The organism is Seinonella peptonophila (genome assembly GCF_900129355.1).
GTDB lineage: Bacteria > Bacillota > Bacilli > Thermoactinomycetales > Thermoactinomycetaceae > Seinonella > Seinonella peptonophila.
This window is the reverse complement of record NZ_FQVL01000001.1, coordinates 356,022-371,559: the sequence shown is the minus strand read 5'-3', so window position 1 is coordinate 371,559 and position 15,538 is coordinate 356,022. Positions and strand designations below refer to the sequence as shown.

The 15,538-nt window shown below is 38.9% G+C and carries 11 protein-coding genes; 6 read left to right on the top strand and 5 right to left on the bottom strand.

Annotated features, from left to right (window positions below):
* The first annotated feature begins 32 nt into the window (after positions 1 to 32).
* The gene (locus BUB71_RS01735) at positions 33 to 2,375 is read left to right on the top strand and encodes a PEP/pyruvate-binding domain-containing protein (protein WP_073150997.1); all 2,343 of its coding nucleotides are present in this window, start codon (positions 33 to 35) and stop codon (positions 2,373 to 2,375) included.
* Positions 2,376 to 2,701: 326 nt separating this feature from the next.
* Here the strand turns inward: BUB71_RS01735 and BUB71_RS01730 are convergent, their stop codons facing one another.
* Positions 2,702 to 5,653: a Tn3 family transposase gene (locus tag BUB71_RS01730; protein WP_073150993.1), complete on the bottom strand. Its 2,952-nt coding sequence runs from the start codon at positions 5,651 to 5,653 to the stop codon at positions 2,702 to 2,704.
* Between the two features lie 555 nt (positions 5,654 to 6,208).
* Here BUB71_RS01730 and BUB71_RS01725 point away from each other — a divergent pair.
* Positions 6,209 to 6,790 carry a hypothetical protein gene (locus tag BUB71_RS01725; protein ID WP_073150990.1) on the top strand — a complete coding sequence of 194 codons (582 nt, stop codon included), beginning with the start codon at positions 6,209 to 6,211 and terminating at the stop codon, positions 6,788 to 6,790.
* 560 nt (positions 6,791 to 7,350) lie between these two features.
* Here the strand turns inward: BUB71_RS01725 and BUB71_RS01720 are convergent.
* The gene (locus BUB71_RS01720) at positions 7,351 to 8,100 is read right to left on the bottom strand and encodes a TerD family protein (protein ID WP_073150987.1); all 750 of its coding nucleotides are present in this window, start codon (positions 8,098 to 8,100) and stop codon (positions 7,351 to 7,353) included.
* 860 nt (positions 8,101 to 8,960) lie between these two features.
* Between BUB71_RS01720 and BUB71_RS01715 the strand changes: the two genes are divergently transcribed.
* Positions 8,961 to 9,551 carry a GNAT family N-acetyltransferase gene (locus BUB71_RS01715; protein WP_073150984.1) on the top strand — a complete coding sequence of 197 codons (591 nt, stop codon included), beginning with the start codon at positions 8,961 to 8,963 and terminating at the stop codon, positions 9,549 to 9,551.
* Positions 9,552 to 10,183: 632 nt separating this feature from the next.
* Here BUB71_RS01715 and BUB71_RS01710 read toward each other — a convergent pair.
* On the bottom strand, positions 10,184 to 11,752 hold the full coding sequence (locus BUB71_RS01710) for a recombinase family protein (protein ID WP_073150981.1): 1,569 nt from the start codon (positions 11,750 to 11,752) through the stop codon (positions 10,184 to 10,186).
* A gap of 48 nt (positions 11,753 to 11,800) precedes the next feature.
* Between BUB71_RS01710 and BUB71_RS01705 the strand changes: the two genes are divergently transcribed.
* Positions 11,801 to 12,004, top strand: a complete 204-nt coding sequence (locus BUB71_RS01705; RefSeq protein ID WP_073150977.1) for a hypothetical protein — start codon at positions 11,801 to 11,803, stop codon at positions 12,002 to 12,004.
* A gap of 380 nt (positions 12,005 to 12,384) precedes the next feature.
* On the opposite strand, the gene BUB71_RS01700 is transcribed toward BUB71_RS01705, so the two are convergent.
* Entirely contained in the window at positions 12,385 to 12,702 is a 318-nt protein-coding gene (locus BUB71_RS01700) for a UTRA domain-containing protein (RefSeq protein ID WP_175552250.1), read from the bottom strand.
* Between the two features lie 8 nt (positions 12,703 to 12,710).
* Positions 12,711 to 13,100, bottom strand: coding sequence for a GntR family transcriptional regulator (locus tag BUB71_RS01695; RefSeq protein WP_073150968.1), 390 nt, complete (start codon positions 13,098 to 13,100; stop codon positions 12,711 to 12,713).
* Positions 13,101 to 13,773: 673 nt separating this feature from the next.
* Between BUB71_RS01695 and BUB71_RS01685 the strand changes: the two genes are divergently transcribed.
* Together BUB71_RS01685 and BUB71_RS19355 are read left to right on the top strand one after the other, a co-directional pair.
* The gene (locus BUB71_RS01685) at positions 13,774 to 14,094 is read left to right on the top strand and encodes a hypothetical protein (RefSeq protein ID WP_073150960.1); all 321 of its coding nucleotides are present in this window, start codon (positions 13,774 to 13,776) and stop codon (positions 14,092 to 14,094) included.
* A 710-nt stretch (positions 14,095 to 14,804) separates the two neighbouring features.
* Positions 14,805 to 14,957: a hypothetical protein gene (locus BUB71_RS19355; RefSeq protein WP_175552249.1), complete on the top strand. Its 153-nt coding sequence runs from the start codon at positions 14,805 to 14,807 to the stop codon at positions 14,955 to 14,957.
* Positions 14,958 to 15,538: the final 581 nt, after the last annotated feature.

The following is a 15,538-nucleotide window of genomic DNA, read 5'->3' as shown; positions in this document are numbered from 1 at the left end:
AATAGAGAAAAGGGCTGATTTCATTGTCAACTATGGTGAAAAATTTTAAAGAATTGACTTTTGAGTACCAAAATTTAGCAGGAGGAAAAGGTGGTAAGCTGGCTAAAATGTTTCAGGACGGATATCCAGTACCGGAAGGATTTGTAATTTTACCGTCTGCCTTTCAAAAAGAAAAACTAAATAATGAAGCTCGAAGCAAGATTAAGTCTTTTTTAGATTTAATAAGAAGAAAGAACAAAAGCGCGTTATTTGCTGTAAGATCGTCTGCTCTAAGCGAAGATTCCAACCTAGCGTCTTTTGCAGGAGAATTTGAAACGGTTCTCCATATAGAAACGGATGAAGAGGTGTTTGAAGCAATTGATACTGTTTTTAGGTCAAGACAATCAGAAAGAGTAAAAGTATACAGTTCTGTTCAGGGGATAGACCAATCTCATGATATAGCAGTGATAGTTCAGTTGATGATACCCTCCGAAATATCGGGTGTATTGTTTACTGCTGATCCAATTACAGGAAGCTTTGTGAATATGATAGGTAATTACGTGTATGACGTGGGAGAACAGCTTGTATCAGGAGAAACAAATGCCTATGACTTCAAATTAAAAAGACCAAATGGGAAATATGATGGTCCTAATGAGTTTAAAAAATATGCTAAGAAACTGTATCGATATGCAGTAAAGATTGAGAAGGAATTTGGAAGTCCACAAGATATTGAATGGGCTGTGGCAAAGGGGAAATTGTATATTCTACAGACAAGACCTATTACCACTTTGAGTCCAGGTAATCCAGATACCTATGAATGGAACTATTCTTTTATGGGAGATTATTTGTGGAGCAATGTCAATGTGGGAGAAGCCATAAGTGATGTTGTTACACCTTTCACTTGGTCTATACTTGAAGACTCAGATGAAGAACAAAGTGTAGTGCCAGGATTTTTTTTGTGGGGGAATATTTGCGGAAGAATGTATTCAAACATCAGTCAATTGTTAGTAGTAGGATCAATGTTTGGAAACAAACGTGCTGAAGGGAAAATAAGTGAAATATATGGAATGATACCTGAAGGAATAGATATTCCTATTTATCCCTTTTCGAGATTAAATTTCATAAAAGAAATGATACCAAAATTCATAAGAAACATAAAAAACAGGAAAAAGGCTTCTAAGGATATTCTGTATCATCTTCGAAATAATCCCAATTGGTGTAGAAAAATTACAGAACGTATTAGAAATATAAAAACAGATAAGGAGTTGTTATCGTTATGGAAAGAAGAGTATAAACCATATAATTCTAGAGCTTTGTGGATTTCGATTGCTGGTGCTATGAGAATGGTGACAGTTTCCAATAAATTGAGTCATATTTTAACAAAGTTGGTAGGTAAACAGGACGCCAATGTACTTCTGTCTAACTTGAGGGGAAGCACCGAGCTTGCAAGTTTAGGGCCAGTTATCGGGATTGCAAAGGTAGTACAAGGAGAAATGAGCCGTGAGGAGTATTTGTTAAAATATGGTCATCGAGGGCCACATGAGTTAGAATTATCGATACAACATCCTGCAGAGGATAAAGATTGGTTAGAAAGACGAATTGCTGAATTTAAAAAGTCGAATACAGATGTGGAAGAACTTCTCCAAAAGCAACAAGTACAATATGAGCATGCATTCAGAAAGTTTAGTGATTGTTTTCCTCATAAGGTTAAATGGCTTGAGAAACAAATAGCAATAGTATCTAATGCCGCTCAGATTCGGGAAGCCACACGTTCAGAGTTTGTAAGGGTATTAAGAGTAATTCGTGCCTTTGCTCTTAAAGCAGGGGAACTTACGGGTATAGGAAATGACGTATTTTTCCTCTATATAGATGAAGTAGAGAAACTTCTTTCTGGAGGAACTCCAGCAGTAAAATACATTTCTGTTAGAAAAGAAAATTACAATAAATATAAGTCTCTGCCCAGATATCCTTCTGTTATTAGGGGGAATTTTAATCCATTTGAATGGGTTAAAGATCCCAATCGTAGGGGTGATTATTATGATTCAACGATGCCTATTGAAAATTCGTTTGACATTCAAATATTAAAAGGTTGTGCTGGATCAGCAGGTAGGGTAGAAGGAATTGTTCGTATTGTTAACAATCCTGAGGAAGGAGAAAAACTTCAGTTAGGGGAAATTTTAGTTGCTACCACTACCAATGTCGGTTGGACACCTCTTTTTCCAAAAGTTGCAGCCATCATTACCGATGTCGGTGCACCGTTGTCCCATGCTACTATCGTAGCCAGAGAAATGGGTATACCTGCTGTTGTTGGTTGCGGCAACGCAACTACAAGACTTAAGACAGGAGACAGAGTGCTCGTTGATGGTGGTCATGGAACGGTACACATCTTCGGCTAACATTTTAGGGGTAGTATCTCATCAAAATGTTGTGGATTTGACGGAAGTAATACGACAGTTAAGAAAGGAAGGGTATACGGTAAACCCAGAGGATCTAAGTACATTGTTCGTTCGATCTGGCGGAAGATCATCGATTCGAACTCGGCGAACTGATGGATGATAATGAGCAGTCCCCCGATAAGAACACCGACGATGAGTCCGAGTATGGTGCTATTTCCTTCCGAAGTAAACCGGATGCAGTAAATCGTTCTAGAACTACAGAAGAAAGATAAATATAAAAAATTTGCATCTTGATGTTACAACCTCATCAAGATGCAAATTTTCATTTAAGCTGTGATATTTCTTAAAGGCAGTCTCTGATTCATGTTTAATTGAAATGTTCCGTAGGGATTTACATGACTATAAATTAAAGGAGTCAATGCTCGATAATCTTCAGGCTCTAATTTCTGAAGCAATTGTTTATTGTTTTCCAATAGAACCTCTTGAATCATAAGTGTATTAATCAGAACCAAGCTATTTTGGAGTAGATGTAAGGACAGGACCGCAATTTCTTGATCCTCTAACTGATTGGTTTGGATCTCTCCTCCTTTTCCATAGAAAATAAAGCTGTTAGCTGAGTTCCAATTCTCTACTACATTTAACCCCTCCTGAATTTCTCGCCGTATCTCTTCTGAATGAAGATATTCACATAAAAAAATGGTTTTAATGGCTTTTCCTAATTCGGCTAATGCTCGATAGGTTGGGTGGCTATTGTTTTTGGTAAAGCGTTTTAAGATTGCTTCGGTTTCAGCAGTTCCCAGTCGTAAGGCAGTTGCATATTTGACCATTTGATCGTATTGTTGTTTGATTAATTCCCATTGAATTGGTCGAGTAAGGATAGGAGTCAGATTGGAGAAGGCGTCTTTCATCCCTATATCAGGTCGGTATAACTTCTTTTTATGAATACCTTTAAAGCGTGGCATCAATTGAAAGTTTAGAAGATGACAAAAAGCAAAAGCAATTTCACTCTGTCCATGTGTATCGACGTAATTCTTCTCAATGGTCATATCTGTCATGTGTTTTAATAGCCCATCCATCATAGCGGCTACTTCAGAAGAGGAACAAGATTTTAACTGTGAATATACACATGTTGAATTTTTTTCCACATGCCAGTAAATCATTACACCTCTACCACGATATCGGATATGCCATTCAGTCATTAAATTCTGATCCCAAGCTCCAAACTTTTTACTATCGGAAGCACAAGAGGTAGTTCCTTCTCCCCAAATATCCTGAATTCGATGCTGAAGAATTGCATTTACCACTTGAGAGATGGCCAATCGCAAATTTTCTTTATGTATGAACTTTCGACGTATATAAAGGAGATCCTTATAATTAACCCCATGATCTCCAGCGGATAAGCGTTTCAACCCTGCATTGGTTCCCAAACCATACAAGCAAAGAATAAGTCGTTTTTGAATTGTCTCTCGATCCAACGTTTCTCTAGTGCCTACTGTTTTAAAAAGATTCGTGAAACCAACTTGTAGGTCAGCCTCTTTTAACATATCTAAGAGACTCGTCATAGGCCATCGTTTGATGATTTCATTCTTAATAAGCGAAAGATGACGAGGTTCTGTTTGAGGTTCTAAAGGAGAAAGAGAAATCCATCCAGATCCTTTGGTTAGTATTTTTACTTTGGAGTTGCTCGATAATCCACTATCTAATTGAGCCAGTGCTTTCGTCATGCGTTTTCTCAGTGTATTTACAAATTCTTCTGCATCCAGAGGCTGCTTCAATGCTTGATAATGTTCTTGTCTCCGAGTATCGAAATCAGAAGGAAGGTCTTCCTCTGGATTCCGATAACGATCTGCTCCCACAATCCAAACTTCTTTACAGCGTAATTTATCTCGCAAAGTTTGCAAAACGCAGATTTCATAATTAATCCGATTGATTCGATTTTCTTCTTTATCCAAAACGGTATCCATCAACGCATTTTTTACAACCCCTAGTATAGGGATATTTTCAGTCCCCTCATAAAAACGATAAGAGGTTCCTGCATATTTCTTAAGTAGTTCCAGCGCTTCAATCACAGGTTGATGAAGATCATTGTTGGACCGAAATTCAATGGCTTTCAGAATTGCTGGGACCATTTTGCGATAATGACTGCTATACGAGGAACGCATCATCGTATACACTTTTTGACGGAATACGGGCCCAGAATGCTTCATTTCTTTCACTAGATCTTCCAAAGTTTGCTCATTCACGACTGGATAAAGAACTTCTCGAACAATTCCTTCTGGATATTCCAATGCTTTTTCTGCCATCCGAAAAAGTAAAGCATGTTTTCCATTCACCTTTTTCAAATCCTGTAACATTTCTTTTTCCACTTTCTTCTCTGCTCTAGCTCCAATTTTATGGATGATTTGAGTTAACAGTTCCACGAGATTATCAATAATTTCTCTACTGCGACACCATAGAAAGATGGAAAGCAGGGTATAACGAATGGGTTCTGGATGTCTTCTTAGCTCGCGAATGTCTTCTGAAATAGCACGTTGTCGATATTTTTTCAGGATTTTAGGCGATACATCTTTAAAAAGATCAAGTGGTATCTCTAATTGTTGAATGGAACGAAGTTTCTGAATCTCTTGCATGAGAGTATCTACACCCACTCGACCTGGATCTGATATTAATTCACGGAATGTGAGAGCTTCTTCATCTGAAACTACGTCATCATTCGTTTCTGTCCAAAGATGAATCAAATGATTCATGCGATTAATACTCATTATACTCAGTTGAGAATAGGTAGATTCAAAGAACTTCTCTTCAAATTGATGAATGATGGAGCGAAGAAAACGGATCAATCGATCAGGGGTTGGTGGTTCCATTTGTATGGCTCTTAGCTTAACGAGTACTTGTTCTTTCACCCAATCTAAATCGATATTTTCAGACAATAGTTCTTCTTGAATCCAGTCAATGAGTTGCTCCAATTCCTCTTGCTCGAATGGACGAAATTCAAAGTATTCCCTTATTTGTTTCCTGTGATAGGTTGCCGAACGATTATCCCATTGATATTGATCAAATAAGATAGGATCAATATCAATTTGTTTAGCTATAAATTCCACAACTGACTTTGGAACCTCTGTTTTCTTGTATGGAAATCTAGCTTCGTTTTGAAAAAATTTATAGAGTACAGCAAAGCCAATACGTGTTTCTCCTGATTTATTTCCCAGTAGCGTAAGTTCTTGTGGAAGAAAAGTAAATTGATCAATCAGCTCATCCAATGTCCAGTTTCTTTTCAATATTTTCATACCCTTCTGTAAGTATTCATGTTGATAACATCATCCTACAGAAGGAGAAGAAACAAAAAAACCTCTGTTTTTTAGAGGTTACAATAAATGGAATTTACTTTGCGGGTAATGACATGTTCGCTGGTACTACCCCAAGTAGGTGGATTCTACGCATCGGGACTGTTGGAGCACAACCTGTGCACCATATGGGGGATTCCCATCTAAGATCGATGTCCAACCATGCCGACAGCCTCTCTATTCGGAGAGGCTGCACGGGTTTATTAGCCTTTTCCGCTGACTCCATTTGAGCAGAGTTATGCTTACAAAAATTTTTCGTATCAAATTTTCACATGAATGCTGAGTGAGGACTCATCATTTTTTTGATGCTGTGACACGATCAGCTACGAGTCCTGACAAGTGAGCGTTGGACGAGAACAGGTTAACTTGCTCTCGTCCAACGCTCACTTTCGTCTTGTTAGCAAGTTCTATTATTAATGACATGAGCGTTGTTCGCCCTTTTGTTTTATTATGGTTTAAGGAGTTCATTTTTTAAAGGGGGAATTAGATTTGGGACTAGATAATTACACTCGCCCCTCAGGAGGACGACTTGTTTCACGTCCACGCTATGTTGAGCAATGTATTGATTGTAACGAACCACTAGGAATAAACTATATAAGTTGTAGAGCTTGTTATCATGCAATTGAGAATATATGGCTCCAAGATTGGTATTCTCTTTTGGAAAAAGAAGATATCGAGATTGGAAGTAAATTTGAAAAATTGTTAGCTGAAGTTATTTGGGGAGAAATGGATCAACATCCTTGGACGATCGTTGATAGTGCACTGAGTCATTTGTATTGTAAAGTTTGTTCAAACGAACTGGGAAGTCAAATAAGAAAATGTTATGAATGTGAAACGGTCTATAACAATATCTGGGGGTATGACTATGAAGCGATGGGTCAAGGGATGATGATGGACCATGAGCACGCGCTTCGAGTCGGAAGATGGGTATTGCGCTTTCCTCATTCCCATAGTAAGTACTCTGTGGTTGGTTGGAAATTCAGTATTCCATTAGTTTTAACAGGAAAGCTTCCATCTAAAATCGAGGCCCAGCAAACAATGTCTTGGATCAAGGAAAATTTTTGTCTCTAAAGGTGCGCTCTGGAGAAACAAAAAATAAGGCTAAGTATAATCGCAAGAACTTAAAAATTCTCCTGGCACAGGTCTCGAATACCGTTGCATTGCGCGTACCGCACCAAGGATTTAAATCCCATCTCTACGGGGTCTAGGCTGAGTACATCAACAGCATTCGATGATACGTCTAATGGATTGATTTGACCGTTATTCCCTGAGAGGATCATGAAGATCATAGTAGTTATCAAAATTGTTAACGCGAAATCAGGAAAGTGGGGTTCCTGGTGCCTGGGTCTTGGACTGGGTGCGGATCGATTAGACTTTGAAATGATGACTGAAGGCTAACTATCATAATAATGGATCTATTATTGTCGATCCTCTGTTAAAACAACAATCCCGACACATCCTTGTGGGAGCGTCGGGATTGTTGTTGGTCGTTGTTTGACCTAGTCCAGAATCACTCGTTTCACGGGAAGAGGCGTTGTTCGACGCTCATCCCTCACAACAGAGTGACCCAGGTTACTCACTGCTGCACCTTCGATTGTGCGTGGTGACAGCGTGATAGGTTCAGACAGTTCTCATGTGCGACGCTTGTAGGTCCTCGCCGGGCCGCCACCCGGCACGATCTGGCCATCGGCGGTCAGCTGTGGGAAGTGCTCGTCACCGATCCGGTTGTACTGCTCGATCTGCTTGATCACGACCTCGCCGTTCTTGATGGTGATGAGGGCGATCGTGCACCAGTATGACTGCTTCCGATTGTACAGAGGCACCATCACGGGCGGGTTGATCCCATCGCTCACGACCACCCGAGCGCGGTAGGAGAACAGCGAGCCTGGGCCGTTGCGGAACGCGGAGTACACGGCGAACGCGATGTGCCGGTGTGAACCCGGATTGTGGATGGTGATGATCTCGCGACCGGGCGTCTTCGAGTCGCCGTGGTGCTTGACGAACGGGTGTCGGGTGTCGTTGCCGAGGTTGTCCCAGTAGATCTCGTCGGCGATCATTGGTCCGCCCGACGGGATCCTGAGGGCGACCAGCTCCAGGTCTGACAAGAAATGGCCGATGAGGAAACCTGCGGAGCCGAAGAGCAGACCCAGGATGATGGTGACGATGAATTCACCGACGAGAAGGCCGATGATCGCCCCCAGCGCGAGTCCGAAGAGGCCGAGGCGAAGCCCCCGCCCCTGCCATTCCAGCGTCGCGGTCAACTTCATGTCGGGAGAGAAGGGGATCGACCCCTCGCCGCCCTTGGTGAGCTTGACAGGCTTGACGAAGCTGACCGGTTCCGTCAGCTTCGTGTCGCCCTTGGTGAACTTGTCCGTGGGCACGCAAAACTCCTTGCGTAGTGGCGAACCGATCGAATGTGCGAGATTCAACCGGTTTGGATGATCCCAGTGGATTTCACTTTGACGTGATTGCTTCGGCAGAGCCAAATGCCGTCCAGTCCGTGATTTCCTTTGGGGTGAACACAATCCCTTCCGTTGTGCTTGACACCCTAAAGGCGGGTCGAGACGGAAGATGACGATGTTCGTGCATCTATTTTATATCAGATATATTTATTTTGTTAAATACATCTTGATGTAAAATAACTTTTTAAGTCTTTCGAGTCGATAGAAGAGGTTATCAAGGGCTGATTTTGTAGGTAATGAACAACTTTTATGAAAGAATAAACGCCCAACATGCGGCGTTATGTTTGATCTCTTTATAAAAGGATAGAGCCATCATATGCTTATTAAACTTTGACATGAATAGCCAGTAAAAAACACACATAGGCAACCACCATCCCCATGAAGTAAAGTATTGAATGGGATATTTTATTTCAGACAGGCGTAGCCTAGATGGATATGCCGAAAAATATGCCTTGTTGATAGATTTTACATCAGACTTTATAAAAAACATTGAATACGATAAAATAACATTACAATTTAAATATAATTATTAAATTGTTTCAATAGGCGTGATTGTCACGTTATTTCATGTTTTAGAAAAAACACACAGTGAGCGCACATCGTTAGAACTTATATATGGTTGGAACTGACAAATTTCAATTTGAAGGCGATTCGCTCATCAAATGAATGGTGGGATTTTTGGATCATGTTAGGTACAGTTGTGTCTTTTTCTATTTCATGGATAAATGATCCCAGATCTAGTATTCACTCTTACTAGGCCAATAGAAATCGGAGGTAGTATGGACAATTTATCGATTAAAAGATTATCAGAAGTTGATGAACAGTTTGTAGAACAGACAGCTCAAGTCTTTGTAGAGAGTTATCCTGAAATGTTTTCACTCATTTCAAAGGATCAGCCCACTCTTGTACGAACTCTTATGCATTCATTTGGTAAAGATCATTTTTATATTGCAATGTTGGATAATCAGGTATTAGGGTTAATTGGATATTCCACCAATAAACAACGTGCACATTCTTTTGACCTAAATATTTTTAAGCAAGAACTAGGTAGTATTAAAGGTTGGATTTGTTATAAGCTCCTCAGCTCTGAATTTCAAAAACCTCTACTTATTGAAGATAATCAATGTAATTTTGAATCGATTGCAACTTCCCCTTCTGCACGTGGCAAAGGTGTTGCCACTACCCTAATTCGTCATCTGATGGATAACCTTGAATTTGATGAGGCGATATTAGAAGTTGTTGATAACAATACCAATGCCATTCGCCTCTACGAAAAATTAGGCTTCTCTATTTTTGAAAAGAAAAAACAACGTTTTTCTAAGCTTGCTGGTTTTAATGAAAGGTTCTATATGAAAATTAAAATGCGGTAAATTTGATCAAATACATTACTACGAGTAGTATTGGTGTAGATATTCGTGAAGCAGCTATTTTGTACTTAAGTAGATGGAAGTTCTCAATCAACGACTTTCTGATAGAAACATTCATTTAGTATAAAAACTATTCGTGGATTGGGCTATCGCATAGAAGTCTTCTTCGATCGCCTTCACTCGCCGACAAAAGGTGGAATGATCCGATATTACTGAGATTTCCATAGCGCGTAGTGCTCATAAATCCTGTTTCAACTTCCATTCAAGTTCTCGAAAACTACGAATCCGGTAATACACTTGGTAAACCAAGCATTTGATGATTTGAGCGTCACTAAACCGTCGAGGTCGCCCTCGACAGGAGAAAAAAGTTGGGAAAGAGGTATGATTTCCTAATGTTAGTCGTGCTACACTCATGATGATTTGCCGTTTCTGGATGATGGTTGTGTGAGGGCTTTCATTGCCAAAAGTATCATGTACGCACTAAACGTACCTAATGTTCATCATCACTTTTCGAATGACATCCGAATGGGTGAAGAGAGTAAATACTACTTCTAGTCTGTCGGCTTTTGCGAGTTTATTAACACCTTCCGTTGACTCCATTTGAACAAAATGTATGTTGGTAGAAATTCCTCTTATCAAATCTTCACATGAATGGTGAGTGAGAACTCATCATTTTTTTGATGCTGCTCCTTTAAATAGACACACTTGTCGATGATTTCCTTTAGTAGAATATTTCTTTCTTCGACGTCCAATTCCTCATATACATCAAGGATTTGTTTTACTTTAGGGATAAATTGCAATTTGGTTTCTTGTCTTTTTAGCTCTTGCTGTTGTTCAGCTATAACAGAATCTAATTTTAGTTGATTTTCTTCAATCCGCTCTTTTAAACGAATGGAACGACTTAGAAAAGTATCTTCGTCATAAATACCACGCTCAAGAAAGTCATGTAATCGATCCTTTTGTGATTGAAGTTGTTCAATCTCCTCTGTAAGGGACTTAATCGTGATTTCATAAATTTCAAGATGATTATGTGCCGGTTCTTGTCTATGGAAATCATCATCAGTAAAAGTAATTTGTTCTTCATATTGATGAATCCAATGTTCTAACTCTTTGATGATCCGATTCTCAACATATCGTAGTCTCACGGTTCTATTGCAATGTCCACCGCGCCCTTTATGATCACACCGAAGATGCCGATGGCGATTTTTTCGCCCCCACTGCCGAAACATTTTCAAATTCCCTCCACAAATACTACAAACGATTAGACCAGCTAATGGATTTTGAAGTGATTGATTTGGCTTATATCTAGGGTGCGATTTTTTAGTTCTAATATCTTGTGCCTTGTAGAATAGTTTTTCACTGACAATTGCAGGATGATTTCCATCAACCAAAATCTGTTCACTAACTGGACGTATGCGGGCTTCAACACCTTTATGGGGAGCTTTTGATTTTTTTCTCTCTACTCTTCCCCAACTAATTTTTCCTATGTATACAGGATTTCTTACGATTTGCAAGATGACATTATTTGACCACTTACCACCATAGTACGATGGGACACCCATTTCATTTAGACGTTTTGCTATATTGGTTGTTCCTGATCTTACATTCGGATTATCCGAGGTATACCATTCAAAAATGAGATTCACAATTTTAGCTTGCTCTGGTTCTGGTTCTAAGGTGTGATTTCCATCGACTTTTACTTTGGTATACCCATATGGTGGTCTGGCACCTACGTAATTACCATCTTTAACAGATCGGAGTCTACCTTGATGCAAACGACGTTTGATGATTTTAAACTCTTTTCTAGCCATGAATGCCTCAAATTCTGAGTATTCTTCGTCGAATTCGTTATCGAGATCATATATTTTACGTGGAGTTATGATTTTAGTATTAGACTCTTTGAATGTATCTAGTATCAAGCCTTGATCTTGCATGTTGCCTCTTCCAAGGCGATCAATATCCATGACTAAGATAGCATCATATAAACCGTTCTCTACGTTGTTTAAAAGTTTTAACATTTCTGGCCGATGATGAATACTTTCACCAGATGCAATTTCCTCAAAAGTCACGACAATATTATAGCCTCGTTCCTTTGCAAGTTCATTTAGGATTTTTCGATGCTTTTCTAATGTTTCACCCTCACCGCGTGCTTCAGCATCCAGATCAGCTCGGGACTTTCTTAAATAAATTGCTACCTTGTCCAAAGTTAATAACTCCTTTACAACCTCATATAATTTATTGAGGTGGTTAAGATGACAACGAGTAAAGCGAGTGTAGTCATTATACCGGCAATGATTTCAGATGAAGAGAGAGTTCAAAGATTAGTCAGAATTAGGAAATTAGCTGCACAATTATATATTAAGTCTTATGAGAGAAAAAATATTGATAAAACTAAAAGAGAGGAAGAGCTGGAACCAAATAGTGTTAGTTCGGTTAATTATCATAATGGGAAATAGTTTGTGCATAATTAACGATATTAGAAAATGTCGCCATAATTTACTCTAGATATTTATAAAAATAAAGGAAGAGTGTGTTGCATATTTATGAATTTAAATTTAAACTCAATTTGTAATGGTTATTTAAATATTTTGTTAATTTGGTTACGTGAAAAGCAGAGGAGAAATGGGTGGACACTTAACGCCGCAGGGCTTGAGGCCTAAATTTATTCAATATCTTATTATGAGATGGGAATTCCTAAGAGTCCCTACTGCTTTTAGGCATGGGGAGTGGTCAAGATGTTAATTCTTTTGTTGATGTTCTACTAACTGTAGGAAAATTTTTTAGGTCTTCTTTATGTATTTAGGTCGTCTTGTTGATTATTTATTTTGCTCTCCTTCTATAAATGGAATTTATATTCGAATTGGTAACAATCGGCTCTGCAAATCAGATGATATACCTCAATCAATTGTTGTTTTTGATCAAATACTTTTCGTTCAATTTTGATCACAGGTATGTTCGAATTTTCTACCAGATGCAATTCTTTATTTTCTTGTTTTGATGGAACATCAGCAATTAATGACTCCTGACAAGTCGTAGGTGTATGTTCCAACTTTTCTAAGGTTTTATACAATGAAGCTCCAGGTTCTTTTAACAGCTTGAGCAATTCCTCTAATGGTATTTGATCAGGTATATATGAACGTGATACTGCATGCAAAATATTATCTAAAAACTGTTCTTTGTGGTAATAAAGCATTGTTTGTGATGAACGCTGTTCCGAATTGTGTCTGGAATGGTAGCTGCATCTACGATATTTAGAGCCAATGCGTTTTTGCTTGCTTTTTGATCATGAACTTCTGAGAAGAAAATTGATCGTTTAGATCTGGTTGGTATAGATCTGACTCGCCTTCTGGTTGCGCGATTTTGGGCAGGGGTAACTAACCCTTCCCTAATTAACTCCGTAACTGCTGTTTGAACTGAGACAGTGTGCAAATTAAATTCTTCCCCAATTTCTTTATTAGTGGGGAATTCTGATTTTGATGGATATGTACCATCTATGATACGTTTTTTAAGCGTTTCGTACACAGTTCGCCACTTGGTTTGTTTAAAGGCCATTCTGTATGTCCCCTTTTTATCAGGTTAAATTTATTCTAGCCAATTTTTTCAGAGGAGTAAACCTAAAGTTTAAATTTGGATTAGTTGGAATATAGGATATCATTGAGTGTTTAGATAAAATTTACAAAATGAATGTGAGCTTTTGTATCTTAATTAAGAAGGAAATGCTTAAATAATGGAATACAGTGACCATCCACATTATTGTCATCGACATGATTGCGAATATGGGGAAGGAGAGCGTTGTTCAGAAGGCGAGTGGAACGAAGAAATACGAGATCACATCAGTAATCGTGAGGCTCCAAATACGTTCTAAGGTAATCAAGTTGGTACTTTTTATACAAGGGTTCAAGAAACATGGAAAATGTATGATGGATTGTAACGATATAAGACAGACACAGATGGGTGTTGTAATGTATCCCGTCTTTCATTATGCTCGCTGATTTAATGATGTTGATAGCTTTGATACTCGCCCTTAGCATTTATGTCTAGTTGTTATTCCTTACCGTTATAAAATCAGAAATCGCCTAACTAATCTTAAATGGATTTGGAAAATAAAATGACTTCGTTCATATTTTCAAGTGTATGAGCTTTATCAAAGAGCCAAAAAACAGATTTGTCAACATTTACTCTAATGTGATACATTTGAAGACAAATATAGATGAGGTGGATTCTGATGGATCAAAAACATTTACAACAACTACAAAACACCTTAATAAGTGGATTAGCACAAACTGAAAATCGGATACTTACTCAAATGGCAAAAGATAAATCCGATTTAAAAATTCAGATCACAAAAACGAATAACAAACTTGATCATCTGCAAGTAGATATTAGGCTAGTCAAAGAAGATCTACAATTTTTAAAAGAAGAATACGGTAGAGACATGAGCGATGTTGCCACAAAGCTATTGACTGATAAAGAAGTCCTTCAACAACGCTTAAATCAGTTACAAGAGGAAATAAACAAACTACAAAAAAGAATAGCAGCTATGTAGCTCCTGCTTAGTCATTAAAGATGACAGTTGGAGTTTTTTTATTGCTATTGATCCAATCGCATATAAAAACCGCGAACCATATGTTCTGGCAAAACACTAGAAGGTTCGCACCACAGAAGGCATAAGGGTTTCCTTATTTTTTGATCAAATGAAAGGAGAAGAAAGGGGTGAAAAAAAGGTTTTCGCGTTTTGTAGGGTTGAAAACGAGGAATAGCAAGGGATGTAGAAACGTGCTGTGACAACGAAAAAACCTTTGTACAAAGGATTGAAACTCCACCATTCCAAGGGATTCTACTAGCTGCACGTCTGGTAACATGGAAAGACCAGACAAAGCCAATAGGGAGCGGACATCGATTCTGGTATCATCTGCTATTCTAACAAAAAAAAGTGGTTCTAAGCATCCCCGCAAAAGGGATACCGAACCACGTCCCATTCATCTCACCACTTGTAGAAGCGGGAGTACTCTTGGACGAATTTGGATAGATTAAAAAAAGAATTGCAGCTATGTAGCTCCTGTCTAGTCATAAAGATGACAGTTGGAGTTTTTTTATTGCTAACGATCTTAACGCAAAAGAATGGATATAATACTCCTATATATTTGAATATACTCATTAGTTAGAGTATAATTAAAGAACCTGTTGGAATTTCCTGCTGCTATAACCCAGCAGTGGGATCCCACGAAGTTTGTGGGATGAAGAAAAGGGAAGCGCATGGGAAGGCGTGAGAAATCAGAGCAGAAGGTGAAGGAAGCGAGGGACAAGTACCTGCAAACCGGCAAGCAGGAAGATCTCGAAGCTGTGCAGGAGGCGACCAAGGAATTCACCGAAACCATGAGGGAGATCACCGGGACTGACTCCGACTGATTCCAATGGTAGCAGGGCTACCAGAGGGAATTCCCTCAGTGACCGCGACCTTGCCGCGGTCATCTAAAAGATAAAGACAGATTATTGATAATAGTTAGTATTTATAGCGGGATATAGAAGCAATATGATATTCGTATTAAGTTCTCTCTTGTACAAAATGATAAGTATAAAGATAATCGTGATTTGCTCCCTCTGGGCAGAAAACATAGGCATCAGTTCCCCGTTTTATATCTACTAGGGAGGAGGATTAAGCTACCCTGAAAATTAGTCTGTGATGGAGTTCATGTAAGCGGGGAATAGCAAGAGGTGTAGAAGCGTGCGGAACAACGAAAAGACCCTTGTAAAAGGATTGAGACGTCTCATGAATTAAAAAAGAATAGCAGCTATGTAGCTCCTACTAGTCATAAAGGACAGTTGGAGTTTTTTATTGCTATTGACCCAATCGTAAATAAAAAACGCGGACCATATGCTCTGGCAAAACCTTAGAAGATTCGCACCACAGACGGCATAAGGATTTTCTCTACGCTAAGAATGAATCCTTAGCCTTCAAACCGGTATGCCAAATGAATGATGTGGAAAAA

Excerpts from the sequence above, each read along its gene's own strand:
- BUB71_RS01735 (WP_073150997.1), top strand. The coding sequence starts at position 33 with ATGGTGAAAAATTTTAAAGAATTGACTTTTGAGTACCAAAATTTAGCA.
- BUB71_RS01715 (WP_073150984.1), top strand. The coding sequence starts at position 8,961 with ATGGACAATTTATCGATTAAAAGATTATCAGAAGTTGATGAACAGTTT.
- BUB71_RS01705 (WP_073150977.1), top strand. The coding sequence starts at position 11,801 with ATGACAACGAGTAAAGCGAGTGTAGTCATTATACCGGCAATGATTTCA.
- BUB71_RS01695 (WP_073150968.1), bottom strand. The coding sequence starts at position 13,100 with ATGGCCTTTAAACAAACCAAGTGGCGAACTGTGTACGAAACGCTTAAA.
- BUB71_RS01685 (WP_073150960.1), top strand. The coding sequence starts at position 13,774 with ATGGATCAAAAACATTTACAACAACTACAAAACACCTTAATAAGTGGA.
- BUB71_RS19355 (WP_175552249.1), top strand. The coding sequence starts at position 14,805 with ATGGGAAGGCGTGAGAAATCAGAGCAGAAGGTGAAGGAAGCGAGGGAC.